Origin of the sequence: Micromonospora sp. WMMA1998, assembly GCF_027497375.1 — a bacterium.
GTDB classification, from domain to species: Bacteria; Actinomycetota; Actinomycetes; order Mycobacteriales; family Micromonosporaceae; genus Micromonospora; species Micromonospora sediminicola.
The window spans coordinates 3,272,498-3,298,183 of sequence record NZ_CP114911.1 but is presented as its reverse complement, the minus strand read 5'-3'; the positions used below and the strand labels follow the sequence as shown (position 1 = coordinate 3,298,183).

Annotated in this window: 25 protein-coding genes; 14 read left to right on the top strand and 11 right to left on the bottom strand. The window is 74.2% G+C overall.

All coding sequences use genetic code 11. The features are described from left to right. Positions 1 to 15: 15 nt before the first annotated feature. A complete protein-coding gene (locus O7600_RS14705) occupies positions 16 to 495 on the bottom strand; it encodes an MmpS family transport accessory protein (RefSeq protein WP_281587759.1) in 480 nt (159 codons plus the stop codon). A 1,021-nt stretch (positions 496 to 1,516) separates the two neighbouring features. Between O7600_RS14705 and glmS the strand changes: the two genes are divergently transcribed. Continuing rightward, complete coding sequence (gene glmS, locus O7600_RS14700) at positions 1,517 to 3,430, top strand: glutamine--fructose-6-phosphate transaminase (isomerizing) (protein ID WP_281587757.1); 1,914 nt, start codon at positions 1,517 to 1,519, stop codon at positions 3,428 to 3,430. A 50-nt stretch (positions 3,431 to 3,480) separates the two neighbouring features. Here glmS and O7600_RS14695 read toward each other — a convergent pair whose 3' ends face one another. Both O7600_RS14695 and O7600_RS14690 read right to left on the bottom strand, forming a co-directional pair. Beyond that, a complete protein-coding gene (locus O7600_RS14695) occupies positions 3,481 to 5,118 on the bottom strand; it encodes an alpha/beta hydrolase (protein ID WP_281587755.1) in 1,638 nt (545 codons plus the stop codon). Continuing rightward, positions 5,115 to 5,450, bottom strand: a complete 336-nt coding sequence (locus tag O7600_RS14690; protein ID WP_281587753.1) for a hypothetical protein — start codon at positions 5,448 to 5,450, stop codon at positions 5,115 to 5,117. The genes O7600_RS14695 and O7600_RS14690 overlap by 4 nt, the downstream gene beginning before the upstream one ends. Before the next feature lie 252 nt (positions 5,451 to 5,702). On the opposite strand from O7600_RS14690, the gene O7600_RS14685 reads away from it, so the two are divergent. The 5 genes from O7600_RS14685 to ung all read left to right on the top strand — a co-directional run bounded on the left by O7600_RS14685 (position 5,703) and on the right by ung (position 10,673). After that, positions 5,703 to 7,172 (top strand): NAD(P)H-hydrate dehydratase, encoded by a 1,470-nt coding sequence (locus tag O7600_RS14685; RefSeq protein ID WP_281587751.1) that lies wholly within the window; start codon positions 5,703 to 5,705, stop codon positions 7,170 to 7,172. Between the two features lie 72 nt (positions 7,173 to 7,244). Further along, the gene (gene alr, locus O7600_RS14680) at positions 7,245 to 8,363 is read left to right on the top strand and encodes an alanine racemase (RefSeq protein WP_281587748.1); all 1,119 of its coding nucleotides are present in this window, start codon (positions 7,245 to 7,247) and stop codon (positions 8,361 to 8,363) included. After that, positions 8,360 to 9,445, top strand: a complete 1,086-nt coding sequence (locus O7600_RS14675; protein WP_281587746.1) for an alpha/beta hydrolase — start codon at positions 8,360 to 8,362, stop codon at positions 9,443 to 9,445. Before alr ends, O7600_RS14675 begins: the two co-directional genes overlap by 4 nt. Beyond that, entirely contained in the window at positions 9,436 to 9,918 is a 483-nt protein-coding gene (gene tsaE / locus O7600_RS14670; RefSeq protein ID WP_281594166.1) for a tRNA (adenosine(37)-N6)-threonylcarbamoyltransferase complex ATPase subunit type 1 TsaE, read from the top strand. The genes O7600_RS14675 and tsaE overlap by 10 nt, the downstream gene beginning before the upstream one ends. A gap of 53 nt (positions 9,919 to 9,971) precedes the next feature. After that, positions 9,972 to 10,673: a uracil-DNA glycosylase gene (gene ung, locus O7600_RS14665; RefSeq protein ID WP_281587744.1), complete on the top strand. Its 702-nt coding sequence runs from the start codon at positions 9,972 to 9,974 to the stop codon at positions 10,671 to 10,673. Here the strand turns inward: ung and O7600_RS14660 are convergent. Continuing rightward, complete coding sequence (locus O7600_RS14660; RefSeq protein ID WP_281587742.1) at positions 10,662 to 11,384, bottom strand: helix-turn-helix transcriptional regulator; 723 nt, start codon at positions 11,382 to 11,384, stop codon at positions 10,662 to 10,664. The genes ung and O7600_RS14660 overlap by 12 nt on opposite strands. A 109-nt stretch (positions 11,385 to 11,493) precedes the next feature. Between O7600_RS14660 and O7600_RS14655 the strand changes: the two genes are divergently transcribed. The 5 genes from O7600_RS14655 to O7600_RS14635 are packed head-to-tail and all read left to right on the top strand — an operon-like array spanning position 11,494 to position 14,117. Beyond that, entirely contained in the window at positions 11,494 to 11,643 is a 150-nt protein-coding gene (locus tag O7600_RS14655; protein WP_281587740.1) for a hypothetical protein, read from the top strand. A 32-nt stretch (positions 11,644 to 11,675) separates the two neighbouring features. Further along, a complete protein-coding gene (tsaB, locus tag O7600_RS14650) occupies positions 11,676 to 12,353 on the top strand; it encodes a tRNA (adenosine(37)-N6)-threonylcarbamoyltransferase complex dimerization subunit type 1 TsaB (protein WP_281587738.1) in 678 nt (225 codons plus the stop codon). Continuing rightward, entirely contained in the window at positions 12,350 to 12,793 is a 444-nt protein-coding gene (gene rimI / locus O7600_RS14645) for a ribosomal protein S18-alanine N-acetyltransferase (protein ID WP_281587736.1), read from the top strand. The genes tsaB and rimI overlap by 4 nt, the downstream gene beginning before the upstream one ends. Before the next feature lie 5 nt (positions 12,794 to 12,798). Next, positions 12,799 to 13,845 carry a tRNA (adenosine(37)-N6)-threonylcarbamoyltransferase complex transferase subunit TsaD gene (gene tsaD, locus O7600_RS14640; RefSeq protein WP_281587734.1) on the top strand — a complete coding sequence of 349 codons (1,047 nt, stop codon included), beginning with the start codon at positions 12,799 to 12,801 and terminating at the stop codon, positions 13,843 to 13,845. A gap of 17 nt (positions 13,846 to 13,862) precedes the next feature. After that, a complete protein-coding gene (locus tag O7600_RS14635; protein WP_281587732.1) occupies positions 13,863 to 14,117 on the top strand; it encodes a hypothetical protein in 255 nt (84 codons plus the stop codon). Positions 14,118 to 14,163: 46 nt separating this feature from the next. On the opposite strand, the gene O7600_RS14630 is transcribed toward O7600_RS14635, so the two are convergent. The 7 genes from O7600_RS14630 to O7600_RS14600 form a co-directional block, all read right to left on the bottom strand. Beyond that, on the bottom strand, positions 14,164 to 14,901 hold the full coding sequence (locus tag O7600_RS14630) for a DUF4142 domain-containing protein (protein WP_281587730.1): 738 nt from the start codon (positions 14,899 to 14,901) through the stop codon (positions 14,164 to 14,166). Between the two features lie 94 nt (positions 14,902 to 14,995). Further along, positions 14,996 to 16,171 (bottom strand): ROK family protein, encoded by a 1,176-nt coding sequence (locus tag O7600_RS14625; protein ID WP_281594165.1) that lies wholly within the window; start codon positions 16,169 to 16,171, stop codon positions 14,996 to 14,998. A 31-nt stretch (positions 16,172 to 16,202) separates the two neighbouring features. After that, entirely contained in the window at positions 16,203 to 17,462 is a 1,260-nt protein-coding gene (locus O7600_RS14620) for an ABC transporter permease (RefSeq protein ID WP_281587728.1), read from the bottom strand. Then, positions 17,459 to 18,277, bottom strand: coding sequence for an ATP-binding cassette domain-containing protein (locus O7600_RS14615; protein ID WP_281587726.1), 819 nt, complete (start codon positions 18,275 to 18,277; stop codon positions 17,459 to 17,461). The genes O7600_RS14620 and O7600_RS14615 overlap by 4 nt, the downstream gene beginning before the upstream one ends. A 105-nt stretch (positions 18,278 to 18,382) precedes the next feature. Beyond that, on the bottom strand, positions 18,383 to 19,486 hold the full coding sequence (locus tag O7600_RS14610; protein WP_281587724.1) for a substrate-binding domain-containing protein: 1,104 nt from the start codon (positions 19,484 to 19,486) through the stop codon (positions 18,383 to 18,385). Between the two features lie 196 nt (positions 19,487 to 19,682). Beyond that, positions 19,683 to 20,162, bottom strand: coding sequence for a Cys-tRNA(Pro) deacylase (gene ybaK / locus O7600_RS14605; RefSeq protein WP_281587722.1), 480 nt, complete (start codon positions 20,160 to 20,162; stop codon positions 19,683 to 19,685). 66 nt (positions 20,163 to 20,228) lie between these two features. Continuing rightward, positions 20,229 to 21,461 (bottom strand): methyltransferase domain-containing protein, encoded by a 1,233-nt coding sequence (locus O7600_RS14600; RefSeq protein ID WP_281587721.1) that lies wholly within the window; start codon positions 21,459 to 21,461, stop codon positions 20,229 to 20,231. A gap of 254 nt (positions 21,462 to 21,715) precedes the next feature. Here O7600_RS14600 and groES point away from each other — a divergent pair, with 254 nt between their 5' ends. The 3 genes from groES to O7600_RS14585 all read left to right on the top strand — a co-directional run bounded on the left by groES (position 21,716) and on the right by O7600_RS14585 (position 25,554). Continuing rightward, positions 21,716 to 22,030 (top strand): co-chaperone GroES, encoded by a 315-nt coding sequence (gene groES / locus O7600_RS14595; RefSeq protein ID WP_088998427.1) that lies wholly within the window; start codon positions 21,716 to 21,718, stop codon positions 22,028 to 22,030. Between the two features lie 70 nt (positions 22,031 to 22,100). Continuing rightward, a complete protein-coding gene (gene groL / locus O7600_RS14590; protein WP_281587718.1) occupies positions 22,101 to 23,747 on the top strand; it encodes a chaperonin GroEL in 1,647 nt (548 codons plus the stop codon). Between the two features lie 118 nt (positions 23,748 to 23,865). Next, positions 23,866 to 25,554 carry a molybdopterin-dependent oxidoreductase gene (locus O7600_RS14585; protein ID WP_281587716.1) on the top strand — a complete coding sequence of 563 codons (1,689 nt, stop codon included), beginning with the start codon at positions 23,866 to 23,868 and terminating at the stop codon, positions 25,552 to 25,554. Positions 25,555 to 25,686: the final 132 nt, after the last annotated feature.

Sequence of the window (25,686 nt, the reverse complement as noted above, 5' to 3'; positions counted from 1 at the left end):
CTCACCTCCGACGCGTCACCAGCCGAAGCAGGTCGCGCCCCACCGGCCGGAGTTCCGATAGACCTCCCGGCCGTCGATCGTGATCCGGCAGGTCACGTCGCCGGCGTCGGGTCCGGCCGGGGTCGCGGTGACCTGCACCCGCTCGCGGTTGTTCGCGGTGAGGCGCAGGCGCCAGGGCGAGGCCACGTCGTCGAGCTGGAGCAGGTTCTCGCCCGCGTCGTAGAACTGCACGTCCACCGGGCCGGTCGCGGTCACCTCGTAGACGACGGTGAACCGTCCGGGCCCGCCCGACGGGGTGGTCACCGGCGCCGTGGGCGTCGGCTCGTCCGCGATCCCGTCCGGGTCGTCGAGGTAGGGGTCGTCGAGGTAGGGGTCGTCGTAGGGCTCCCCGGACGAGGTCGAGTCGTCCACGAACGCGCCGAGCACGCCCAGGCCGACGCAGCCGCAGAAGGCCAGCACCAGCGCGGCGACCACGGTGACCACCAGACCGACCACCCAGCCGCCGGTGGACCGGCGCGGGGCCCCGCCGGGATACGCGTACGGCGGCGGGTACGGCCCGGGCGGGTACGCCCCCGGCGGATAGGCGGCCGGCGGGTAGGCCGCGGGTGGGTAGGCGGCCGGCGGCCAACCAGGCGCGGCCGGGCCAGCGGGCGGCGGCCCGCCGGTGTCGCCGGGCGACGGGACGGCCGGGTCGCCGGACCAGCCTGCAGGCGTGACGGCGGGTGGGACGGCCGGTCGGGGGTGGCCGGCCGCTTCCGGCGCCGTCCAGCCCGCGCCGCCGGCCGATGCCCCCGTCGGTCGGCCCGGTCCCGGGTCGACGCCCTGCCCGGGGGTGTCGGGCCGGTCGGTAGGGCCGGGTGTGCCGGCAGGGTCGGATGTGCCGGATTGATCGCCGGTCCAGGGTCCCGATGCCCAGGTCGGGGGAGACCACGGGGTCGGCGGCGTCCACGGCTGCGGGGCGGCCAGCGGGTCGGGTGGCGTCCAGGACGGGGCCACTGGCGTCGCGGTCGGGTCGCCGGGCGTCGCGGCCGGGTGGGCCGGTGTCGGGGGCGGGTCGCTCGGCCCGGAGCCCGGCTCGGGGGCGGGGGTCGTCTCGGACATCGGCTCAGCTCACAGGGGGTACGGCGCGGACGTCCGCGGCGGGGTGGGCGCGGCCCTCAATGTAGGGCGTGCCAGCCACCGCCGCCGCCCCGCCATGCGCCCACCCCAGAACCCCTCCCCGACCCGGCGATCAAGCAGCCGGCGTCGGCGGGCGGGACGTCGTCCGACCGGAACTCCGTGGTCAACGGTGACCGCACACGGGCCGCGCAGCCGGGCGCCGATCACCGCGCCCGCTCTGCCAGGGCCTCGTACGTGACGCTGGAGGTCGCGGCCATGCCGACCGGCCAAGGCTCCGCGCGGGATTGGCCGCTTTGTCCGATCTGCCGCCCCCGCTCGCTGGTTCGCTCATGTTCAGTGATCGTTAACCCGCCTTCCGAGCACGCGCGGTGAGCGAAACTCGGCTAGGCTGCGGACCATGTGTGGAATCGTGGGTTACGCCGGTGCGCGCCCGGCGCTCGGCATCGTGCTCGACGGACTGCGGCGGCTGGAATACCGCGGCTACGACTCGGCCGGGGTCGCCGTCGTCTGCGACGACGAGCTGCTGACCGAGAAGAAGGCCGGCAAGCTGGCCAACCTGGAGAAGGTCCTCTCCGAGCGGGCCGCGAGCAACCCCGAGGACTGCGCCGCCAGCCCGATCGGCATCGGCGACGGGACCACCGGCATCGGCCACACCCGGTGGGCCACCCACGGTGGGCCGACCGACCGCAACGCCCACCCCCACCTCGCCCCCGACGGCCGGGTCGCCGTGATCCACAACGGCATCATCGAGAACTTCGCGAAGCTGCGCGCCGAGCTGGAGGACGAGGGCGTCGAGTTCGCCAGCGACACCGACACCGAGTGCGCCGCGCACCTGATCGCCCGCGCGCTGGCCGACCTGCGCTCGGCCGGTGAGACCGACAGCCCGCAGCTCCTCGCCGCCGCCATGCGGGTGGTCTGCGCCCGCCTGGAGGGCGCGTTCACGCTGCTCGCCGTCGACGCCGGCATCCCCGGCGCGGTGGTCGGCGCCCGGCGCAACTCGCCGCTGGTCGTGGGCCGGGGCGACGGCGAGAACTACCTGGCCAGCGACGTGGCGGCGTTCATCGAGCACACCCGGGACGCGGTCGAGCTGGGGCAGGACCAGATCGTCCTGATCACGCCGGACAGCATCGACATCACCGACTTCGCCGGCCAGCCGGCGAGCGGCAAGGACTTCCACATCGACTGGGACTCGTCGGCCGCCGAGAAGGGCGGTTACGACTGGTTCATGCTCAAGGAGATCGAGGAGCAGCCGCAGGCCATCGCCGACACGCTGCTCGGCCGGCTCACCGAGAGCGGTGAGATCGCGCTCGACGAGGTCCGCCTCAGCGAGCAGGACCTGCGTGACGTCGACAAGATCTTCATCGTCGCCTGCGGCACCTCCTACCACGCCGGCCTGGTCGCCAAGTACGCCATCGAGCACTGGACCCGCATCCCCTGCGAGGTGGAGCTGGCCAGCGAGTTCCGCTACCGCGACCCGGTGCTCGACCGGTCCACGCTGATCGTGGTGATCTCGCAGTCCGGCGAGACGATGGACACGCTGATGGCGCTGCGCCACGCCAAGGAGCAGAAGGCCCGGGTGCTGGCCATCTGCAATACCAACGGCTCCACCATCCCGCGCGAGTCCGACGCGGTGCTCTACACCCACGGCGGCCCGGAGATCGCGGTCGCCTCCACCAAGGCGTTCCTCACCCAGGTCGTCGCGTGCTACCTGATCGGGCTGCACCTGGCCCAGGTGCGCGGCATCAAGTTCGCCGACGAGGTGGGCGCGGTGGTGGCCCAGCTCCAGGAGATGCCGGGCAAGCTGCGGGAGCTGCTGGACCGGATCGAGCCGGTCCGCGAGCTGGGCCGCGAGCTGAAGTCCGAGCCGACGGTGCTGTTCATCGGCCGGCACGTGGGCTACCCGGTCGCCCTGGAGGGCGCGCTGAAGCTCAAGGAGCTGGCGTACATGCACGCCGAGGGCTTCGCCGCCGGCGAGCTGAAGCACGGACCGATCTCGCTGATCGACGAGGGCACGCCGGTGATCTGCATCGTGCCGTCGCCGGTCGGCCGGGGCATGCTGCACGACAAGGTCGTCTCCAACATCCAGGAGGTGCGCGCCCGGGGCGCCCGCACCATCGTGATCGCGGAGGAGGGCGACCAGGCGGTGGTCCGCTACGCCGACCACCTGATCTACGTGCCGCGTACGCCCACGCTGCTGGCGCCGCTGGTGACGACCGTGCCGCTCCAGGTGCTCGCCGCCGAGATCGCCGCCGCCCGGGGGCACGACGTCGACCAGCCGCGGAACCTCGCCAAGTCGGTCACTGTCGAGTAACTCACCCGATCCGGCCCCCTCCGCCCCACGACGGAGGGGGCCGCGTCTTCTCACCCACCCAGCACGATCCGCGCCATCCCGTCCAACGCCGGGTTGTCGGGATCCCAGTAGCCGGTGTGGCCGTGCGGGGCGCTGGGGAAGCGCCGGCCGCCGAAGCCCGGGCCGCTCGGGTCGGCGCCGAACCACAGCCGCCCGGCGTGCGGGTCGAGCGCGGCCAGCGCCGGACCGAGCGGCGTGCCGGCCAGCAGGGTCCGGCGGGCCAGTTCGTCCGGTGGACGGGCCAGCCGGATGGCGTCGTCGGGCGCGGTCGCCGCCCACACCTGCCCGGCCGGCATCCGCAGCTCGGTGGCGTGGTCGACGCCCACCCCCGGTGACCCCACGAACACCAGCGCGTCGGCACCCAGGCCGTGGTCCCGGGCGGCGGTGCCGACCACCACGGAGCCGTAGCTGTGCCCGAGCACGGTCTGCCGGGCCGGCGGTCCCTCGTGCGTGGCCCGCAACCCCTCCTGGAAGCGGTGCAGCGCCGGTCCGGCGTCCTCGGCCTGCCGGGCGCCGGCCGCCTCGGTGAGCCGGTCCGGCGCGTCGTAGTCCAGCCAGAGCACCGCCGCCGTCTCCGCGCCCGGCCCAATCGCGTCGCACCGCTGGAGCACCCGGGCGGCCCGCCCCAGCTCGGCCGGCGCGTCGGCGAGGTCCGAGGTCATGCCCGGCACGTAGGTCAGCACCGCGCCGGCCCGGTCGGGGTTGCCGAGCGCCACCACCGCCCGCCCGTCCCCGGCCGGGTCGAGACCCAACAGGTACGCCCGTGGCGCCCCGGGCGCGGCCAGCCGCTCGGCCAACCCGTCGAGCCCGCGCAGCGCCGCCTCCACCCCGGCCAGCCGGGCACGGCGGGCCACCTCGAACGGCGCCGCCGGCAACGGGCGCGACAGCGCTATCCGACGGGCGAGCAGCTCCTCCCGCCGGTCGGCGAGCAGGAGCCGGTTGGCCTGGTCGCGGGCGGTCACGGGCACCCCGTCGAGCCGGCCCATCCGGCCCGGCTCCCGCCCGACCAGCCACCGCCGTTCGGCCGGGGTCAGGCCGGCCCACCAGCGGCTCACCCCGGCCGGCCCGGCGCCCGGCCCGGGCCGCCAGGCCGGTGGCACGCTCACCCAGCCGCGTGCCGCCGCCGTGGTCAGCTCGGCCAGCCGGCCGGTGGCCTCCCGGTCCGCCGCGCTGGCCAGCGTCAGCGCGTCCCGGATCCCGGCCCGCGCGCGCACCACCGCCGGGCCGGCCCGGTCGACGGGCCGCCCGGGGGGCGACCGGACGGCGCCGTGGCGGTCCACCAGCAGGCCACCGCTCTCGGCCCGGGCCACCTCGGCGCCGAGCCGGGCCTTCGCGACGGCCAGCCGGGCGCCGAACTCGGCGAGCGCCTGGTCGGCCTCGACCAACGCCGGCAGCACGTCGGTGAGCGCCGTCCGCAGCTCTCCGATCCGTCGCTGCGCGGCCGTGGACGCGACGCCGGTCCAGCCCGGGCGGAGGGTCCCGACCCGGGCGGCCAGCCCGTCGGCCCGTCGGCGCACCGGGCCGACGAGCCCGCGCCAGGCCGCGCCGGCGGCGAGCCACGCGCCCGGGTCGGCGCGCCAGAGCTGCGCGTAGCCGGCCGGTGCGCCCGGGTCGGGGGCGGCCACGGCACGCGGACGCCGGGCGCTCACCGGGGGAGCCCGGCGAGGCGGTGGGCGGCCCGGTCGTCCACCGCGTCGTAGCCGTCGGCCCCGGCGCGCAACGCCTCGGCGGTGTCGGCGACCCGGGCCGCCAGCGTGCCCGACCAGCGCCGCGCCGCCGCCTCCAGGTCGGCCAGGGCGTTCGCGGACCGCCAGCCGTCGGCTGACGTCACCAGCAGCGGCTCCGCCGCCCCGCCCGGCGCCACCGGCAGCGGCTCCGCCGCCCCGCACAGCCCGGCGGCCAGCCGGCGCGCGTCGTCGGCCAGCTCGCGCGCCACCGCCCGCAGCAACTCCGGATCGACGTCGAACGGCTCCTCCACCACGTGACCTCCCCACCACGGTCGGCCCCACCGGCCGGCTCCGGACAGTGGGGACGCTAGGCGGGCGACGGAGCCGCCGCCGACCCTGTGGACAACCGTCGCGGTTATCCACAGGCGGGCCCGGGGAACCGGCTGCGGGCGCGTCCCGCCGGTAGGGTGAGGCCGTGATCGAGGCCTGTGGTCGGGTCCCGGTCGACCGTCGGCACGGTGGTCGGCACCCGACGGGCGGCACGACGAGCGGGGCGGGTGGGTGACATGAGACCGGTGTGGCGGGTCGCTGACGTTCGCGCGGCGGAGGCGGGTCTGATGGCCACCCTCCCGGCCGGCGCGTTGATGCACCGGGCCGCGGCCGGGCTGGCCCGGCGGTGCGCGCTGCTGCTCGGCGACCGGGGCGGCGTCTACGGCGCCCGGGTCCTGCTGCTGGTCGGCTCCGGAGACAACGGCGGCGACGCGCTCTACGCGGGCGCGCACCTGGCCCGCCGGGGCGTCGCGGTCGCCGCGCTGCTCCTCACCCCCGGGCGGGCGCACGCCGACGGTCTGGCCGCGCTGCGCGCCGCCGGCGGGCGGGTGGTCGACCGGCCGCCCGCCGTGGTCGACCTCGTGCTCGACGGCATCGTGGGCATCGGCGGCGCCGGTGGTCTGCGGGAGACCGCCGAGCAGCTGGCGGCGAGCCTGGCCGAGCGTTGTGGGCGCGACGGCACGCGCGCCACGGTGGTCGCGGTGGACGTGCCGAGCGGCGTCGCGGTCGACACCGGGCACGTCCCGCTGACCGACGCCGGCCGGCCCTGCGCCGTCCGCGCCGACGTGACCGTGGCCTTCGGCGCACTCAAGCCGGCCCTGGTGGTCGGCCCGGCCGCCGCGCTGGCCGGGCAGGTCGAACTGGTCGACATCGGGCTGACGCCGTGGCTGCGCGGCTCGCCCGCGCTCCGCGTGACCGAGTGGTCGGACGTGGTCGACTGGTGGCCCGCGCTCGGCCCGGCGTCGGAGAAATACTCGCGGGGCGTGGTCGGGGTGGCCACCGGGTCGGCCACCTATCCGGGCGCGGCGGTGCTCTCGGTCGGCGGTGCGCTCGCCGGTCCCACCGGCCTGGTCCGCTATGCCGGGGGCGCCCGCGCCGAAGTGGTCCACCAGCACCCGTCGGTGATCGCCACCGGCCGGGTCGCCGACGCCGGTCGGGTGCAGGCCTGGGTCTGCGGGTCCGGGCTCGGCACCGGCGAGGAGTCCGCCGCCGAGCTGCGCGCGGTGCTGGCCGCGCCGGTGCCGGTGGTGCTGGACGCCGACGCGTTGACCCTGCTCGTCGACGGCAAGCTGGCCGACCGGCTGCGCGGCCGGGACGCCCCGATCGTGGTGACCCCGCACGACCGGGAATACGCCCGGCTCTGCGGCGAGATGCCGGGGGAGGACCGGGTCGCGGCGGCGCTGCGGCTGGCCGCCTGGATGAACGCGGTGGTGCTGCTGAAGGGTGATCGGACGATCGTCGGCACGCCCGACGGGCGGGCGTACGTCAACCCGACCGGCACCCCGGTGCTGGCCACCGGTGGCACCGGCGACGTGCTGGCCGGGCTGCTCGGTTCGCTGCTCGCCGGCGGCCTGGCCCCCGAACGGGCGGCCGCCGCCGCGGCGTACCTGCACGGGCTGGCCGGTCGGGAGGCGGCACTCGGCGGCCCGGTGACCGCACCCGACGTGGCCGCCGCGTTGCGCCCGGTGCTGGCCCGACTGGGCTGATCCGGGCGCGGCCGTGACGCCGGCCGCGCGGCTCACGGCCACGATGATCACCGGCGGAAGTAGGCTGGGGGTATGTGGCAGTCGGAGGTGCGCGTCGATCTCGACGCGATCCGGGAGAACGTGGCCCGGCTCAAGGCCGGCACCAGCGCCGAGCTGATGGCGGTGGTGAAGGCCGACGGATACGGGCACGGCATGGTGCCGGCGGCCCGCGCGGCGCTCGACGCCGGGGCGGACCAGCTCGGCGTCTGCACCCTGGACGAGGCGCTCCGGCTGCGCCAGGAGGGCATCACCGCGCCGGTCCTGGCCTGGCTGCTCGATCCGGGCCTGCCGCTGCACGACGGCATCGCGGTCGGGGTCGACCTGGGCTGCGCCAGCCTTCCCCAGCTCGACGAGATGATCGAGGCGAGCCGCCGGGCCGACCGCCCGGCCCGGCTGCACCTCAAGATCGACACCGGGTTGTCCCGGGGCGGGGCCACCGTGGCCGACTGGCCCACCCTGCTGGAGGCCGCCGCGAAGGCCCAGGCCGACGGTCTGGTCGAGGTGGTCGGCGTGTGGAGCCACTTCGTGTACGCGGACTCGCCCGGCCATCCCACCACCGACCGCCAGCTCGCCGTCTTCCGCGAAGGGCTGGAGATGGTGACCCGCGCCGGCCTGCGGCCCCGCTACCGCCACCTGGCCAACTCGGCGGCCACGCTGACCCGGCCGGACACCCACTTCGACCTGGTCCGTCCCGGCATCGCGGTCTACGGTCTGTCGCCGATCGCGGGCGAGCGGTTCGGCCTGCGGCCCGCGATGACGGCCCGGGCCCGGGTGATGCTGACCAAGCGGGTCCCGGCCGGCACCGGCGTCTCCTACGGCCACACCTACCTCACCGAGAACGAGAGCAACCTGGCCGTGGTGCCGCTGGGCTACGCCGACGGGGTGCCCCGGCACGCCTCGAACACCGGTCCGGTGCTGCTCGCCGGCGAACGGCGGACCATCTCGGGGCGGGTCTGCATGGACCAGTTCGTGGTCGACTGCGGCGACGACGAGGTGGCCGCCGGGGACGTGGCGACGCTGTTCGGCAGCGGCGCGCACGGCGAGCCCACCGCCGACGACTGGGCCGAGGCGGTCGGCACCATCAACTACGAGATCGTGACCCGCTTCGGTGGGGTGCGGGTGCCCCGCGTCTACGACGGCGAGCGCGCATGAACCTGCGGGTGCCGCGTCCGCGCAGCGCAGCCGGCAAGGTCGCCGGTCTGGTCGGCGCGGCCGTCGGGGTGGCCGCGGCCGGGCTCGCGGCGGGCGTGGTCAGCGAGCGGGTGCTGGTCCGTCGGCTCAAGCACGACCCCGCCGACCGGTACGCCCTGGAGGTCTTCGGCCAGCAGCGCTACGACGAGGCGTACGAGCTGGAGATGCCGGACGGCACCGACATCCACGTGGAGGTGGTCGAGCCGACCCGGCCGGTCCCCGGCCGTCCGACCGTCGTGCTGGTGCACGGGTTCTGCCTCGACATGGGGACCTTCCACTTCCAGCGCAAGCTGCTCACGGAGCGCGGTGACTACCGCGTGGTCGCGTACGACCAGCCGGGGCACGGCCGCTCCGGGAGGCTGGAGACCGGCGAGTACGACCTGGTCGCGCTGGGCCGCACGTTGCGCCGGGTGCTCGACGAGGTGGCGCCGGAAGGGCCGCTGGTGCTGGTCGGGCACTCGATGGGCGGCATGACCATCATGGCGTTGGCCGAGCTCTGTCCGGAGCTGTTCGGCGACCGGGTGGTCGGCACGGTGCTGATGGCCACCTCCGGCGGCCTGGCCGCGGAGACGAAGCTGGTGGCCCCCGCGCTGCTCGGCCGGGTCGGCGCGCCGGTGCTCTACATGATGAGCAACGCCACCCGCTACGGCGGCACGGTGATCGACAAGGCCCGCCGGTCGACGTCGAACGTGGCCTGGCTGCTCACCCGCAGGTACGGCTTCGGCACCCCGAAGCCCAGCCCGGCCCTGGTGTCGTACGTCGAGACGATGAACTCCCGCACCTCGGCCGACACGGTCACCCGCTACCTGCGCACCCTGGCCACCCACTCGCGCTTCCCGGCGCTGGCCGCGTTGGCCGGCACGCCCGTGCTGGTGATCGTGGGGGACAAGGACATGATCACGCCGGTGACGCACTCCGAGGAGATCGTCCGGCGGTTGCCGCACGCCGAGTTCGTGAAGATCCACGACAGCGGGCACGTGGTGATGCTCGAGCACGCGGACGACGTCAACGCGGCGCTGGAAAGGTTCCTGGAATCCCTGTGACGGTGGAGCTGACGACCCTCGACGACACGCACCGGTTCGGCCGCCGGCTGGCCGGCGTGCTGCGCGCCGGCGACCTGCTGCTGCTCAGCGGCCCGCTGGGGGCCGGCAAGACCGCGCTGACCCAGGGCATCGGCGCCGGCCTCGGCGTCCGTGGGGACATCACCTCGCCCACGTTCGTCATCGCCCGGCTGCACCGGCCGGACCCGGCGCGCGGCGGCCGGGTGACGCTCGTGCACGCCGACGCCTACCGGCTGGGGGAGTCCGCCGACCCGCGCGCCGAGATCGATGACCTCGACCTGGACGCCTCGGTGGACGAGGCGGTCACCGTGGTGGAGTGGGGTGAGGGCATGGTCGAGCAACTGGTCGACGCGCACCTGCGGGTCCGCATCGACCGGCGCGACGACGACACCCGGGTGGTCACCCTGGAACCGGTCGGCGGCGACTGGGCGGCGAGGCTGGCGACCCTCGGCTGAGCGTCGTCGTACCCGGTGCCTAGAGTCCCGGGGACGACTGCGAAAGGTTGCCGATGTCCGACGACACCCCCGCCCTCGACCTGTTGGCGCTCCTGCCCGAGCCGTGGCGGGAGGCGATCGCCCCGCACCTCGATCCGGCCCGCACCGCGGCGCTGGCCGAGTTCGTCGCCCGGGAGTACGCGACCGCCACGGTCTTCCCCCCGCTGGAGGACCTGTTCTCCGCCTACCGCCTGTGCGGGCCGGCGCGGACGCGGGTGCTCATCCTCGGGCAGGACCCCTACCACAAGGCGGGGCAGGCGCACGGGCTGAGCTTCAGCGTGCGCGAGGGCGTGACGGTGCCGCCGTCGCTGCGCAACGTCTTCAAGGAGTTGGGCGAGGACCTGGGCGTGCCGAAGCCGCGCAGCGGCAACCTCGACGGCTGGGCGGCGCAGGGCGTGTTGCTGCTCAACTCGGTGCTCACGGTCCGGCAGGCCACGCCGGGCTCGCACGCCAACCGGGGCTGGGAGGAGTTCACCGACGCCACCATCAGGGCGCTCGACGCGCTCGACCAGCGGGTGGTGTTCCTGCTCTGGGGCGGCTACGCCCGCAAGAAGGCGGCGCTGGTCACCAACCCGCGGCACGTGGTGCTGGAGGCCGGGCACCCGAGCCCGATGAACCCGAAGGGCTTCCTCGGCAGCCGGCCGTTCAGCGCGGCCAACAAGGCGCTCGCCGACGCCGGCCTGCCCACCGTCGACTGGGAACGCTCAGCCGGCTGACCCGGCTGGCGTCGCGCCTTCGGCGCGGCGCTGCCGGTACCGGCGCAGCAGGTCGGCCGTACGCCGGTCGGTGACCTCCACCTCGACCAGTGGCTCGACCGGGTACGTGCGGTCGCCGAGGCGGACCTCGACGGGCTCGGGCAGGTCCTCGCACATCCGGGCGCGCAGCTCGCCATAGCGGGTGAGCCAGCGGTGCTCGCCCGGCTCCTCGGGCTCCGGGCGCACTCCGCCCCACTCCTCCCAGCGGGCGTTCCACCGCTGCGCGTGGGCCCGATCCAGCCAGGCGGTGAAGCGGGGGGCGTCCCGCCACCGCACCGCGATCTCGACCGCCTCCACCGGCAGCGGCGCACCCTGAAGCACGGCCGCCGTGCTGCCGGCCAGCACGTGGGACAGGTCGCCCAGGGCGTCGACGATCCGGTCCAGCCCGAGGTCCGCGATCCGCTCGGTCAACGCAGTTCCGGCTGCTTCGTCGAGCGTCGCGTCGAGGTGGCTGTCGAGCGGCTCCACCTCGATCCGGATCTGGCGTCCGAGCGCGCCGAGCAGCCGTTCCACGGTCGGCAGGCTCGGTAGCCGGTCGCCACGCTCGATCCGGGCGACGGCGGCCTGGCTCAGCCCCGCCCGTCCGGCCAGCGCCTGCTGGGTCAGTCCCGCCTGTTCTCGCTCGTGCCGGACGGCGTGGGCGACCTGCCCGGCGAGGCGACTCTCGGTCATCCCGAGAGGTTGGCACATCAGGTTCGAGCGATATACCGCTCAGTCATAAATATGACCCAGCGGTATATCGCTCTCGAAGGGTGCCGTGACCCGACGGCGTCACCGTCCGTTGCTGGCGCTGGCGCTGGCGCTGGCGCTGGCGCTGGCGCTGGCGCGGGCGGCGACGACGACGGAGAAGGCAGGCAGCGACGCGAAGGCAGGTGGCGACGAGGAGCGGGCAGCGAGGGTGCGGGCAGGCGGCGGCGAGGGCGTGGCCTGACCGGCCGGGCGGGACGGCTAGGCTGGCTAACCGTGCTCGTACTCGTGGTGGACTCCTCGACGCCCGCGGTGACCGCGGCGCTGGTCGAGGTCTCGGCGGACGGCGTCGCGGTCCGCGCGTCCCGGTGCACGGTCGACGCCCGGGCCCACGGCGAGTTGCTCGCGCCGCAGGTCGACGCGGTCCTGGCCGACGTGGACGCGCGCCCCGCCGACCTGGCCGCGATCGTCGCCGGGCTCGGCCCGGGGCCGTTCACCGGGCTGCGGGTCGGTCTGGTCACCGCCGCCACCATGGCCCAGGTGCTCGGCATCCCCACGTACGGTGTCTGTTCTCTCGACGGGATCGGCCACCCGGCGGCCGCCGGCGAGCCGGTGCTGGCCGCGAGCGACGCGCGCCGCCGGGAGGTCTACTGGGCCGTCTACGACGGCGCCGGCGAACGCGTCGCCGGGCCGGACGTGGCGGCGCCGGCGGTGGTCGCGGAACGGGCCCGCGACCTGGCGGTCACGGTCGCGGTCGGCGACGGCGCGCACCGGTACGCGGACGTGCTCGGGCTGCCGGTGCGGGAGGAGCCCCGGTACCCGGACCCGTTGGCGCTGGCCCGCCTCGCCGCCGAGCGGATCCGCGCGGGCGCCCCCGGTGAGCCGCTGACCCCGCTCTACCTGCGCCGACCGGACGCCGTCGCGGCCACCGGCCACAAGCCGGTCCTGCCGTGAGGCTCGGCCGGTTCCGCTGGTGGCACGTCGACGAGGTGCTGCCCCTCGAGGCGGACCTGTTCGGCGCCGAGCGGTGGTCGGCGGCGATGTTCTGGAACGAACTCGCCAACGGGAACTTCTACCTGGTCGCCACGGACGACGACGGCTCGGTGCTCGGCTACGCCGGGCTGGCCGTGGCCCCGCCAGACGAGGCGTGGGTGCAGAACGTCGCGGTGCGCCGCGACGCCCAGCGGCGGGGGATCGGCCGGCTGCTGCTGGAGGCGCTGCTGGCCGAGGCGGCAAGGCGCGGCGTCCGCAACACGCTGCTGGAGGTCGCCGCGGACAACGGCCCGGCCCAGCGGCTCTACGCCACCCACGGCTTCGAGCCGATCGGCGTGCGGCGGGGCTACTACCAACCGAGCAACACCGACGCGCTGGTCATGCAGCGCACCGAGGACTGACGAGCATGGCTGACGAACCCCTGGTCCTCGGCATCGAGACCTCCTGCGACGAGACCGGTGTGGGCATCGTGCGCGGGCACACGCTGCTCGCCGACGCGCTGGCCTCCAGCGTCGAGGAGCACGCCCGGTTCGGCGGGGTGGTGCCCGAGGTGGCCAGCCGGGCCCACCTGGAGGCGATCGTGCCGACCATGGACCGGGCGCTGCGCGAGGCCGGGGTCACCATCGCGGACATCGACGCGATCGCGGTGACCTCCGGACCGGGCCTGGCCGGCGCGCTGCTCGTCGGCGTCGCCGCCGCCAAGGGGTACGCGGTGGCCGCGGAGAAGCCGGTGTACGGGGTGAACCACCTCGCCGCGCACGTGGCCGTGGACACGCTGGAGCACGGACCGCTGCCCGAGCCGGCGATCGCGCTGCTGGTCTCCGGCGGGCACTCCTCGCTGCTGCGCGTCGACGACCTGGCCCGGGACGTCGTGCCGCTCGGCGCGACCATCGACGACGCGGCCGGGGAGGCGTTCGACAAGGTGGCCCGGCTGCTCGGGCTGCCGTTCCCCGGCGGACCGTACATCGACCGCGAGGCGCGGGCCGGCGACCCTGCGGCGATCGCGTTCCCGCGCGGGCTGACCGCCGCGAAGGACCTGGTCGGTCACCGCTTCGACTTCTCCTTCTCCGGGCTGAAGACGGCGGTGGCCCGGTGGGTGGAGGCGCGGCAGCGGGCCGGCGAGCCGGTGCCGGTGGCCGACGTGGCGGCGTCCTTCCAGGAGGCGGTCTGCGACGTGCTGGTCGGCAAGGCGCTGGACGCGTGCCGCAGCAGCGGCATCGACACGCTGGTGATCGGCGGCGGGGTCGCCGCCAACTCCCGGCTGCGGGCGATGGCCGAGCACCGGGCCGACAAGCACGGCGTCCGGGTCCGTACGCCCCGGCCGAAACTCTGCACGGACAACGGCGCGATGGTGGCCGCGCTCGGGTCGCACCTGGTCGCCGCGGGCGTCGCGCCGAGCCGGCTCGACCTGCCGGCCGACTCCGCCATGCCGCTGACCGTGGTCAGCGTCTGAACGGGGAGGGGACCGACATGATCGTCCGGATGTGGGAGGCGAAGGCAGAGTCGTACGGCTTCGCCGAGCTGATCACCTGGGTGTGCGAGACCGCGCTGCCCGAGTTCGAGCACGACCCGATGCACGTCTCCAGCGAGGTGTTCTCCTCCACCGACCACCGGCTGGTGGTGATCTCCAAGTGGCGGAGCAACCCGCGTGAGCTGCCCGAGCCGCCCATGCGCCTGGTCGCCCGGCCACCGCACAGCTGGGACTTCACCCAGATCGACCGCTGACGGTACGAGGAAGGGGCCCCGGTCGACGACCGGGGCCCGACACCGTTCAGGCGCGGCGCATCAGCCGCCAGGTCGTGTACCCGCCGGTGCCCAGCGCGATCAGGAAGACAGCCCACACGATCCCGGTGCCCACCTGGAGCCCGCCGCCGCTGCCCACGTTCGCCTGGGCGGCCGCGACCAGCGAGTCGCTCTGCGCCGGCGGGAGCGCGGGCGGCGGCAACTGCTGCCAGCGGACCAGTCCGGTGCTCTCCAGCATGGTCATGTGGTCGTTGACGAACGTGTTGGCGTCCTCGGCGAGCTTGCGCACGATCGGATCCTTGGTGCTGGCCCGGACGGCGCCGATCACCGGGAAGATGTTGCCGTGGGCGACCCGGAGCCGGGTGACGAAGATCTGGTCGAACTGCGCGCCGTTGGCGTTCTGCATCTCGGTCAGCCAGCCCTTCTGCTGGGCCGTCGGGTCCGTCGGCAGGACCGCGCCCAACTTGTTGGCTGCCTCGACCACCAGCTGGTCCAGCACGCCGTGCTGACGGGCGATCTCCGCGCCGACCTCCCGGACCCGGGGGGACTTGCCCTTCTCCGCGGCCATCGTCCCGGCCGGGATCTCCCAGAGCCCGGCCAGCCGTACGCCGTTGAGCAGCGTCATGTCGGCGGCGTTCATCTGCACGCCGGGGTTCGGCGCGGCCAGCGCCGCGCCGGGAAGGACGCCGATCCCCGCGCCGATCGCGACGAGCAGCAGGGTCACCCGGTGCGCCAGCCGGCGACGTGCGGATTCCAGCGATGCCATGGTTGGGTTGCCTCCTCGGTCCGGACCGCTTCGTGGGGTCGCGGACGGCCGAGCCCACCGGCCGTCCGCACACTGGTACGGATCGCCGGGCCGATCAGTTCAGCGGGTCGGCCAGGAGACGCTCGAAGGCCAGCTCGGCCGCGCCGATCAGCGCCGCGTCGTCGCCGAGTTCCGGGGTACGCAGCCGCACGTGCTCCAGGCACGCGGGCAGACCGTTGGAGTTGAGCCGGCTGCGGACCTGGGCCGCGGCGGCCAGGTAGAGGTCGCGCATGGTGCCGCCGAAGATGACCATCTCCGGGTTGAAGATGTTGACCAGGTTGGCCACGCCGAAGCCGAGCCAGTCGCCGGCCTGCCGCACCGCGCTCTGCGCCCGGGCGTCCCCCCGGTCGGCGGCGTCGAACACGGCCAGCAGGGCCTCCCGCCCGCGCGCCTCGGACCGGCCGGCCGCGCGCAGCAGCCCGTGCTCGCCGATCTCGGTCTCCCAGCAGCCGCGCCGACCGCAGTCGCAGCGCACACCGTCGCGGACCACCACCATGTGGCCGACCTCGCCGCCGTAGCCGCCGTGTCCGGTCAGCCGCCGGCCGCCGGCGATGATGCCGGCCCCCACGCCGACGTCGCCGTACAGGTAGATGACGTTGTCGCAGCCGGTCGCCGCGCCCCGGGCGTGCTCGGCGTAGGCGGCCACGTCGGCCACGTTCCCCACCGTTATCGGCACGTCGATGCCCAGCTCGTCGGCGAGCGCCGCGCCGATCGGCTCGTCCACCCAGCCGGTGGTCGGGCTGAGCCGGACCAGCCCGTCGTCGCGGCGCACCATGCCGCACACGGCCACCCCGGCGCCCACGCAGAACGAGTCGGGCGGCACCGAGTGGTGCATTTCCTTGACCGCGCCGGCGAGCAGCGGGGCGGCCTCCCCGGCGACCAGGTTGCGCGGCCGGTCCAGCTCCCGGCGGTCGAGCACCTCGCCGCCGAGCCCGACCCGCGCGGCCCGCAGCCGGTCCACCTCGACGCTGTACGCGTACGCGTAGACCCGTCCCGACTCGGGCCGGACGACCAGTGACGGTCGTCCGGCCCGGCCGGTCTCCTTCGGCGTCCCCTCGCTGACCAGACCGGCGCCGGCCAGGTCCGCGGTCAGCGCGCCGATGGTGCTGCGGTTGAGCCCGAGCGCGGTGGTCAGCTCCGCGCGTGTGGTGGCCCCGTGCACGTGCACGTAGCGGAGCAATGCGCCCAGGTTCTGCCGGCGGATCTCGTCCTGGCTGGGACCCGCGCGCATTGCCACTGCCATGGTGTGTCCGTACCCGGGATCAGCGCACGCCGGTGGCGGCGGCGCGCCGTCGCGACAGCGCGTCGATGGTCGCCGCGGCGAGCAGCACCACGCCGGTGACCACGTACTTGACGCCCGAGCTGTACCCCATCAGTCCCATACCGTTGTCGATCACCGCGATCACCGCGCCACCGAGCACGGCGTCGAGGACCCGGCCCTTGCCGCCGAAGAGGCTGGTGCCGCCGATCACCGCCGCGCCGACGGCGTAGAGCAGTACGTTACTGCCACCGGTGTTGGGGTCGACCGAGTTGGCCCGGCTGGCCGCCACGATGCCGCCGATGGCGGCCATCCCGGAGCAGATGACGAAGACGGAGATGCGGATCTTGTCCACGTTGATGCCGGCCCGGCGGGCCGCCTCGGCGTTGCCGCCGACCGCGTAGATGTGCCGGCCGTAGCTGGTGCGGTGGAGCACGAACGTCCAGACGACCAGCAGCAGCGCGATGATCGGCACCACGATCGGCACGCCCTTGAGCGAGACCACCAGGACGTTGCGGCTGCGCTCCAGGTTGAGCACGTAGACCGCGACGCCGAGGATCACGGCGAGGCCGCCGATCCGGGCGGCGACCACCGCGATCGGGTCGGTGAGCAGGCCGCGCGCGGACCGGTTGCGGTGCCGCAGCAGCTGCACGGCCGCGTACCCGCCGACGGCCAGCGCGGCGAGCGTCCAGCCCAGCACGGGGGAGAGGTTGCGGTTGGCGATCGCGACCAGCACGTCGTCGCGGACCGCGATGTTGGCGCCCTCGTCCATCAGCGTCAGCACGACGCCCTGGAAGGCGAGGAAGCCGGCGAGGGTGACCACGAAGGACGGGATGCCGACCTTCGCGACCAGCAGGCCGAGCACGGTGCCGATGACCACGCCGGTGACGACGGCGGCGAGCACCGCGACGTACCAGGGGTAGCCGAGCACGGTGACCACGTTGGCCAGGATCGCGGCGCAGACGCCGCTGGCGAAGCCGGCGGAGAGGTCGATTTCGCCGAGGAGCAGGACGAAGACCAGGCCCATCGCGATGAGCGTGACCGCCGCGCCCTGGGTGAAGAGGTTCGCCAGGTTGCCGGCGGTGAAGAACGACGGGCGGGCGATCGAGAAGCCCACCGCGAGCACGAGCAACATGATCACCGCGGGCAGGGCGCCGATGTCGCCGCCGCGTACCCGACGCCAGTAGTTGTTCACGTGGCTGCCCACGGTCGGCGCCGGGGTGACGCCGGCGGGGCCTTCCTTCTTCACGGCGGTGGCGGTCATCGGACGGCTCCTGGGGTGATGTCGGCGGGCGCGGCGCCGGTGCCGTTGCTGCCCGGCTCGCCGGTGAGGCCGAGGTCGCCGGAGCGACCGGCGGTGATCAGCTCGACCACCTGCGAGTGGGTGATGTCGGTGGTCTTCACCTGGGCGACCATCTGGCCGAGGTAGAGCGCGGCGATCCGGTCGGAGACGGCGAAGACGTCGTTCATGTTGTGCGAGATGAGCACCACGGCCAGGCCCTTGTCCGCCAGCCGGCGGACCAGTTCCAGCACCTGGGCGGTCTGCGCGACGCCGAGCGCGGCGGTCGGCTCGTCCAGGATGACCAGCTTGCTGTTCCAGAGCACCGCCTTGGCGATGGCGACGGTCTGCCGCTGCCCGCCGGAGAGGCTGGAGACGTGCTGGCGCAACGACTTCACGGTGCGCACGCTCAGGCCGGCCAGGGTCTCGGCGGCCATCTGCTCCATGGTCGGCTCGTCGAGCACGATGCCGCTGCGCTTCTCCCGGCCGAGGAACATGTTCTGCACGATGTCGAGGTTGTCGCAGAGCGCCAGGTCCTGGTAGACGACCTCGATCCCGAGCGCGGCGGCGTCCCGGGGGCTGTTGATGCTCACCGACCGGCCGTCGAAGAGGAACTCGCCGGACTCGGTGGGGTAGATGCCGCTGATGCACTTGACCAGGGTCGACTTGCCGGCGCCGTTGTCGCCGACGAGCGCGGTCACCTCACCCGGGTGCGCGGTGAAGGCGACGTCACGCAGTACCTGGACGGGACCGAAGCTCTTGTCGATCCCGCGTAGCTCCAGCAGGGGGGTTGCGGACACGGGTGTCTCCTTTGGGCGGAGGGGAGGTCTCGGATCCCGTCCGGCGTGGGCGCCGCCCGACGCGGGTTTCCCCGTGCCGGGCGGCGCCGCCTGAAGCGGGTTGGGTCAGCTCACGCCGGCGTCGGTGCAGAGCTTGGCGAACGCACCGGTGCAGAGCTCTTCCTTGGTGACGTAGTTGTCGGCCACCACGTCCTTGACGTTGTCCTTGTAGATGGCCTTCGGCTCCAGCAGCACGGCCGGCACGTCCCGGTTGCCCTCCGGGTCCTTGACGGTCTGGCCGGTCTCCTTCTTCTCGCCCTTGGCGAGCGCGATGGCCAGCTCGGCGGCGGCGTCCGCCTCCTTCTTGACCGCCTTGTAGACGGTCATGCACTGGTCACCGGCGAGGATGTTCTGCAGGCCCTCCTTGGTGGCGTCCTGACCGGTCACCGGGACCTTGCCGTTGAGCTTGTTCTTCTTCAGCACCGAGATGGCCGCGTTGCCGAGGCCGTCGTTGGCGGCGAGCACACCGTCGATCTTGCCGCCGGCCTTGGTCAGCTGCTGCTCGAAGATGGTGGCGGCCTGCGCGTTGTCCCAGGCCGGCACCGGGTCGTCGGCGACCTTGGTGTACTCCTTCGAGTCGAACTTCGGCTTGAGGACCGAGTCGTACCCGTTCTTGAACAGGGTGGCGTTGTTGTCGGTCGGCGAGCCGTTGAGGTAGGCGATCGACGGGTTCTTGACGCCCTTGTCGGTCAGGCACTTGCTCAGGCCCTCGCCCTGGAGCTTGCCGACGGCCTCGTTGTCGAAGCTGACGTAGTACTGGGCGGAGCCGCCCAGGGTCAGCCGGTCGTAGTCGATGGTGGCGACGCCCTGCGACTTGGCCTTGTCGAGCACGGCCTTGCCGGTACCGGAGTCCAGGTTGACGATCATCAGCACGTTCACGCCGTTGGTGATCATCTGGTCGGCGATGGTCTGGAACGCGGTCTTGTCGTTCTGCGCGTTCTGGATGTCCGACTCCACGCCGGCGGCGTCGAACGCCTCCTTGAGGAACTTGCGGTCCGCGCCCTCCCAACGGGCGGAGGACTTGCTGTCCGGCAGGATCACGCCGATCTTCGGCTTCTTGTCGCTGGAGCCGCCGGCCTGGTCGGAAGAACCGCCGTTGTCACCACAGGCGGCCATGCTGCCGGTCGCGAGGAGACCGACGGCCGCGAAGGTGAGGAGTCCCTTGCGCATGTGCACGGGTCCTTTCGGGGGGTGGGGGAGTAGAGGTCGATGTTTTGTTGTGTCCGGCAACGTATTCCGCGCTTCCGGCGCTCCGCAAGAGTGCCGAGGTCAGAAGTTTGTTGGCGGCGGTAACAATTCAGCAACGCGGTTGTCACCCGGCCGACACCCGCGGCGGAAACGCTCCCACCGTCCCGCTGCGGGTGGTTCAACCGGCGGCGATCGGGGCGGTCCGCGCCCCGGTGAGCGCCACCAGGTCACCGGGCGCGAGCTGCACCTGCAGGCCCCGGCGGCCGGCCGAGACGTACACCGTCGGGTGGGTCGACGCGGAGGCGTCGACCACGGTCGGCAGCCGCCGGCGCTGCCCGAGCGGGCTGATCCCGCCCCGGAGGTAGCCGCTCGCCCGCTCGGCCACCGCCCGGTCGGCCAGCGCGGCGCGCTTGCCGCCCACCGCCGCGGCGAGCGCCTTCAGGTCCAGCTCGCCGGTCACCGGCACCACGGCCACGGTCAGCTCGCCGTCCACCTCGGTGACCAGCGACTTGAACACCCGCTCCGGCGGCACCCCGAGCGCGGCGGCGACCAGCGCGCCGTAGTTCGGCGCGTCCGGCGAGACGTCGTACGGGTGCGTGCTGTGCGCGATCTTCCGCTTGGCCAGCAGCGCGGTCGCCGGAGTGCCCTGTCCCGCCATGACCGTCAAGCTAACCCGGCCGCGGCTTCCCGGCGAGCCGGAACGGGCGCCGGTCGGGGACGGCGGTCAGGCGGCGGCCGGCACCGGGCGGCAGATCAGCACGGTGGGCGCGCCGGCCACCCGGGTCAGCACCAGGCTGGCCGCCGCGTCGCCGGTCAGGCGCAGGTCGCGGCGCAGTTTCTCCGGCTCCAGCGCCGAACCGCGCTTGCGGATCTCCACCCGGCCGACCCGGCGCTCCCGCAGCAGCGCGCGCAGGCGCTTGAGCGAGAACGGCAGCACGTCGGTGACCTCCAGGCAGCGCGCGTACGGGGTGGGCCGGGCCGCGTCCGCGTAGAGGTAGGCGATCGACGGGTCCGCGAGGGTGGCGTCGAGGTCGGCGGCCAGCTCGGCGACCAGGTGTGCGCGCACCACGGCCGGGTCCGGGTCGTACAGGAACCGCCGGACCGGGCCCACCGCCGCGTCGACAGCGCCGCTGCCGGTCAGCTGATAAGAGGGGGCCCCTCCACTACCGGAGGCGTTAAAAGGGGGCCCTTCCTTCTCCCGCAGCAGTGTGGCGCGGCGGGGGACGTCGGCCAGCTCGCCGCACCAGAGCGCGGCCTCCACCAGGTCCCCGTCGACGCTCACCCACTCCGCCTCGGCGCCGGCCGGGATCAACGCGTGGTCCAGCCCGGGCGCCACCTTGACCACGGTGCGCGGCACCCGCTCGGCCAGCCCGACGACGAAGTCCCACGGCGGCGAGTAGGCGTTCGGGTCGAAGATGCGCCGACCGGTGCCGGCCCGCCGTCGCGCCGGGTCGCAGAAGGCCCCGTCGACCCGGCTCACGTCGAACGCGGTGGCGTCGCCGCACTCCACCGTGACCAGGTCGGCCAGCCCGGCCGCCTCGGCGTTCGCGGCGGCCATCGCCGCGGTGACCGGGTCGGCCTCCACCGCGTGCACCCGGATGCCGGCGCGGGCCGCGGCGAGCGCGTCGGCGCCCAGCCCGCAACCCAGGTCGGCGAGTGTGGTCACGCCGGCGGCGCGCAGCCGCGCGGCCCGCCGGTCGGCGACCGCCCGGCGGGTGGCCTGCTCCAGTCCCGGCCGGGTGAGGAACAGCCCGGCCGCCACCGCGCCGAACTTGCCGGCGGCCCGGCGGCGCAGCTCCGCCTGGGTCAGGGCCGCCGCCGCGAGCCCGCCGGGTATCCCGGCCGAGCGCAGCGCGGCGGCCGCCGCCAGCGGGTCGCCGCCGGCCACCCGCGCCGCCGCGGCGAGCGCGGCCGACCCCTCGGGGGTACGCAGCACGGCGAGCTGGTCGAGGTCCACCCGCTCATTCTCCCGACCCGCCTCGCGGCCGACACGGCGGGCGACGCGCTGGCACTCTCCTTGACGGAGTGCTAGCCGAGGAATAACCTGCGATTAGCACTCTCACCCTGAGGGTGCCAACGCCCGGGCCCCGTGCCCGGGAGTTGAGCGCCAGGCGGACCGGCACCCGCGACGACGGCCCCGCCCGGTGGCATGTGGCAGATTGACGCTGGTCGGCATGCCGGCCGGTAACGACACCAAGTACCCGGGAGGGTATGCCCGTGACTACCGCGACCAAGGTTGCGATCAAGCCGCTCGAGGACCGCATCGTGGTCCAGGCGAACGAGGCCGAGACCACCACCGCCTCGGGCATCGTGATCCCCGACACCGCCAAGGAGAAGCCGCAGGAGGGCACCGTCCTCGCTGTCGGCCCGGGCCGGATCGACGACAAGGGCAACCGCGTGCCGGTCGACGTGAAGGTCGGCGACACCGTCCTCTACTCGAAGTACGGCGGCACCGAGGTCAAGTACGCCGGCGAGGAGTACCTGGTGCTCTCCGCCCGCGACGTCCTCGCGGTCATCGAGAAGTAAGCAACCGATCAGTGTCGTTGCCCCGGTCCGGCTCGCCGGGCCGGGGCAACGTCGCTTCGAAGGGATACTGATGGCGAAGATCCTCAGCTTCTCGGACGACGCCCGGCACCTGCTCGAGCACGGTGTCAACGCACTCGCGGACGCGGTCAAGGTCACCCTCGGCCCGCGCGGTCGCAACGTCGTCCTGGACAAGAAGTTCGGTGCGCCCACGATCACCAACGACGGCGTGACCATCGCCAAGGAGATCGAGCTCACCAACCCGTACGAGAACCTCGGCGCGCAGCTGGTCAAGGAGGTGGCGACCAAGACCAACGACGTCGCCGGCGACGGGACCACCACCGCCACCGTGCTGGCCCAGGCCATGGTCCGCGAGGGCCTGCGCAACGTGGCCGCCGGCACCAACCCGACCGGCCTGAAGCGGGGCATCGACGCGGCGGCCGCCAAGGTCTCCGAGGCGCTGCTCGGCAGGGCCGTCGAGGTCGCCAGCAAGGAGTCGATCGCGCACGTCGCGACCGTCTCCGCGCAGGACGCCACCATCGGTGAGCTGATCGCCGAGGCGATGGAGCGGGTCGGCCGCGACGGTGTCATCACCGTCGAGGAGGGCTCGGCGCTCACCACCGAGCTGGAAGTGACCGAGGGTCTCCAGTTCGACAAGGGTTTCATCTCGCCGAACTTCGTCACCGACGTGGAGGGGCAGGAGTCGGTCCTGGAGGACCCGTACATCCTGATCACCACGCAGAAGATCTCGGCCATCGAGGAGCTGCTGCCGCTGCTGGAGAAGGTCCTCCAGAACAACAAGCCGCTGCTCATCGTCGCCGAGGACGTCGAGGGCCAGGCCCTGTCCACGCTGGTGGTCAACGCCATCCGCAAGACCATCAAGGTCTGCGCGGTCAAGGCCCCCGGCTTCGGCGACCGCCGCAAGGCGATGCTCCAGGACATGGCCATCCTGACCGGCGCCGAGCTGGTCGCCCCGGAGCTGGGCTACAAGCTCGACCAGGTCGGCCTGGAGGTGCTCGGCACCGCCCGTCGCGTCGTGGTCGACAAGGAGAACACCACCGTCGTCGACGGTGGCGGGCAGTCCTCCGAGGTCGCCGACCGGGTCGCCCAGATCCGCAAGGAGATCGAGGCCTCGGACTCCGAGTGGGACCGGGAGAAGCTGGCCGAGCGGCTGGCGAAGCTCTCCGGCGGCATCGCGGTGATCAAGGTCGGCGCGGCCACCGAGGTCGAGATGAAGGAGCGCAAGCACCGCATCGAGGACGCCATCGCCGCGACCAAGGCCGCGGTCGAGGAGGGTACGGTCCCGGGCGGCGGCGCCGCGCTGGCCCAGATCCTGCCGGTGCTCGACGACGACCTGGGCTTCACCGGCGAGGAGAAGGTCGGCGTCTCGATCGTGCGCAAGGCGCTGGTCGAGCCGCTGCGCTGGATCGCGCAGAACGCCGGTCACGACGGCTACGTGGTGGTGCAGAAGGTGGTCGCCCAGGAGTGGGGCACCGGCCTCGACGCCGCCACCGGCGAGTACGTCGACCTGGCCAAGTCCGGCATCCTCGACCCGGTGAAGGTGACCCGCAACGCGGTCTCCAACGCCGCGTCGATCGCCGGCCTGCTGCTCACCACCGAGAGCCTGGTCGTGGAGAAGCCGGCCGAGCCGGAGCCGGCCGCCGCCGGTGGGCACGGCCACTCGCACGGCCACGGCCACCAGCACGGCCCGGGCTTCTGACCCGAGGAGCACGGCCCGACGTCAGGGCACACCGCCGAGCCGGCGGTGTGCCCTGACGTGCTTACGGAACGCTGACGAGATTGGCAGCCGGGCCGCCCGGTCGACCAGACTGGACGGCGTGCACATGATCTCCCGCCGCCACGCGGCGCTGGCCGGTGTCGTCGCCGCCGCGGTGGCGCTCGGCACCGCCGAGCCGGTGGCCGTCCTGACCGGCCCCCGGTCCGCCCCGCTGATCGCCGTCGGCGGTGTCGTCGTCGACCTGGTGCCCGAGCCGCTCAAGCAGTTCGCCATCGCCGTCTTCGGCACGTACGACAAGATCGCCCTGCTGGTCGGGACGGCGCTGCTGCTGGCCGGCTTCGCGGCGCTGCTCGGCCTGGCGGCGGCCCGGCGACTGGCGGTCGGCCTGGCCGGCATCGCCGCGTTCGCCGCGCTCGGCGTCGCCGCCGCACTGACCCGACCCGGCGCGGACGCGTTCGACGCGCTGCCGTCCCTGGTCGGCGCCGGCCTCGGCGGGCTGACGCTCTGGGCGTTCGTCGCCGGCCCGCTGAGCCCGGACCGCGCCGGGGCCGACCGGGCGCGTCCCGAGCGGGCGGACCGCACCGGGGCCGACCTGGCCGACCGCGAGCCGGCCGGGACGCCCCCTTCCACGTCCCCGCCACCCCCGCCACCCCCGGCGGCTGCCGCGTTCGCGCGCGAGGAGGAGACCCCGGGCGGCTGGGAGCCGGCCCGGTACGACGTTCCGGAGTCGCGACGCCGGTTCCTGCGGGGCGTCGGCCTGCTGACCGGGGCGGCGGCGGTGGCCGGGCTCGGCGGGCACTGGCTGGCCGGCCGGCGTGGCGTCTCGGCGGCCCGGGAGGCGGTGACGCTGCCCGCGCCGGCGACGCCCGCGCCGCCGGTACCGGCCGGCGCGGACCTGTCGCTGCCCCGGCTCGCCCCCTACGTCACGCCGAACCGCGAGTTCTACCGGATCGACACCGCGCTGGTGGTGCCGCAGGTGGACCCGGTGACCTGGCGGCTGCGCATCCACGGCCGGGTCCGCAACCCGATCGAGCTGAGCTTCGACGACCTGCTCGCCCGCCCGATGGTCGAGCGGCACGTGACCCTGGCCTGCGTCTCCAACGAGGTCGGCGGTGACCTGATCGGCAACGCCCGCTGGCTCGGCGTACCCATCAAGGAGCTGCTCGACGAGGCCGACCCGGAGGAGGGCGCGGACCAGGTGGTCGGGCGCGCGGTGGACGGCTGGACCTGCGGCACCCCCACCTCGGTGCTGCGCGACGGGCGGGACGCGCTGTTGGCGGTGGGGATGAACGGCGAGCCGCTGCCGGTCCAGCACGGCTTCCCGGTGCGGATGGTGGTGCCCGGCCTCTACGGGTACGTCTCGGCGTGCAAGTGGGTCACCGAGCTGGAGCTGACCAGTTTCGCCGACTTCGACGCGTACTGGGTGCCGCGTGGCTGGTCCGCCCAGGGCCCGGTCAAGACCCAGTCCCGGATCGACACCCCGCGTGCCCGCAGCCGCCCGGCCGCCGGCCCGGTGACGGTCGCCGGGGTGGCGTGGGCGCAGCACCGCGGCGTCCGCCGCGTCGAGGTACGCGTCGACGACGGCCCGTGGCGGGAGGCGACGCTAGCCCCGGCGGTGTCGACGGACACCTGGGTGCAGTGGTCGTGGCGGTGGGACGCCACGCCCGGGGAGCACACCCTCCAGGTACGCGCCACCGACGCGGCCGGCGAGACGCAGCCGGAGCGGCGCAGCCCGGTGGCCCCCGATGGCGCCACCGGCTGGCACACCGTCACGGTCACCGTCGCCTGACCGTGCCTGACCGTGCCTGACCGTGCCTGACCGTGCCTGACCGTGCCTGACCGTGCCTGACCGTGCCTGACCGAGCCTGACCGCGCCTGACTCTGCCTGATCGACGCTCTGCAGCGCGACGATCGGACAGGT

Coding starts and splice junctions, on each gene's coding strand:
- glmS (WP_281587757.1), top strand. CDS start 1,517: ATGTGTGGAATCGTGGGTTACGCCGGTGCGCGCCCGGCGCTCGGCATC.
- O7600_RS14685 (WP_281587751.1), top strand. CDS start 5,703: ATGAGACCGGTGTGGCGGGTCGCTGACGTTCGCGCGGCGGAGGCGGGT.
- alr (WP_281587748.1), top strand. CDS start 7,245: ATGTGGCAGTCGGAGGTGCGCGTCGATCTCGACGCGATCCGGGAGAAC.
- O7600_RS14675 (WP_281587746.1), top strand. CDS start 8,360: ATGAACCTGCGGGTGCCGCGTCCGCGCAGCGCAGCCGGCAAGGTCGCC.
- ung (WP_281587744.1), top strand. CDS start 9,972: ATGTCCGACGACACCCCCGCCCTCGACCTGTTGGCGCTCCTGCCCGAG.
- O7600_RS14660 (WP_281587742.1), bottom strand. CDS start 11,384: ATGACCGAGAGTCGCCTCGCCGGGCAGGTCGCCCACGCCGTCCGGCAC.
- tsaD (WP_281587734.1), top strand. CDS start 12,799: ATGGCTGACGAACCCCTGGTCCTCGGCATCGAGACCTCCTGCGACGAG.
- O7600_RS14635 (WP_281587732.1), top strand. CDS start 13,863: ATGATCGTCCGGATGTGGGAGGCGAAGGCAGAGTCGTACGGCTTCGCC.
- O7600_RS14630 (WP_281587730.1), bottom strand. CDS start 14,901: ATGGCATCGCTGGAATCCGCACGTCGCCGGCTGGCGCACCGGGTGACC.
- O7600_RS14625 (WP_281594165.1), bottom strand. CDS start 16,171: ATGCGCGCGGGTCCCAGCCAGGACGAGATCCGCCGGCAGAACCTGGGC.
- O7600_RS14620 (WP_281587728.1), bottom strand. CDS start 17,462: ATGACCGCCACCGCCGTGAAGAAGGAAGGCCCCGCCGGCGTCACCCCG.
- O7600_RS14610 (WP_281587724.1), bottom strand. CDS start 19,486: ATGCGCAAGGGACTCCTCACCTTCGCGGCCGTCGGTCTCCTCGCGACC.
- ybaK (WP_281587722.1), bottom strand. CDS start 20,162: ATGGCGGGACAGGGCACTCCGGCGACCGCGCTGCTGGCCAAGCGGAAG.
- groES (WP_088998427.1), top strand. CDS start 21,716: ATGCCCGTGACTACCGCGACCAAGGTTGCGATCAAGCCGCTCGAGGAC.
- groL (WP_281587718.1), top strand. CDS start 22,101: ATGGCGAAGATCCTCAGCTTCTCGGACGACGCCCGGCACCTGCTCGAG.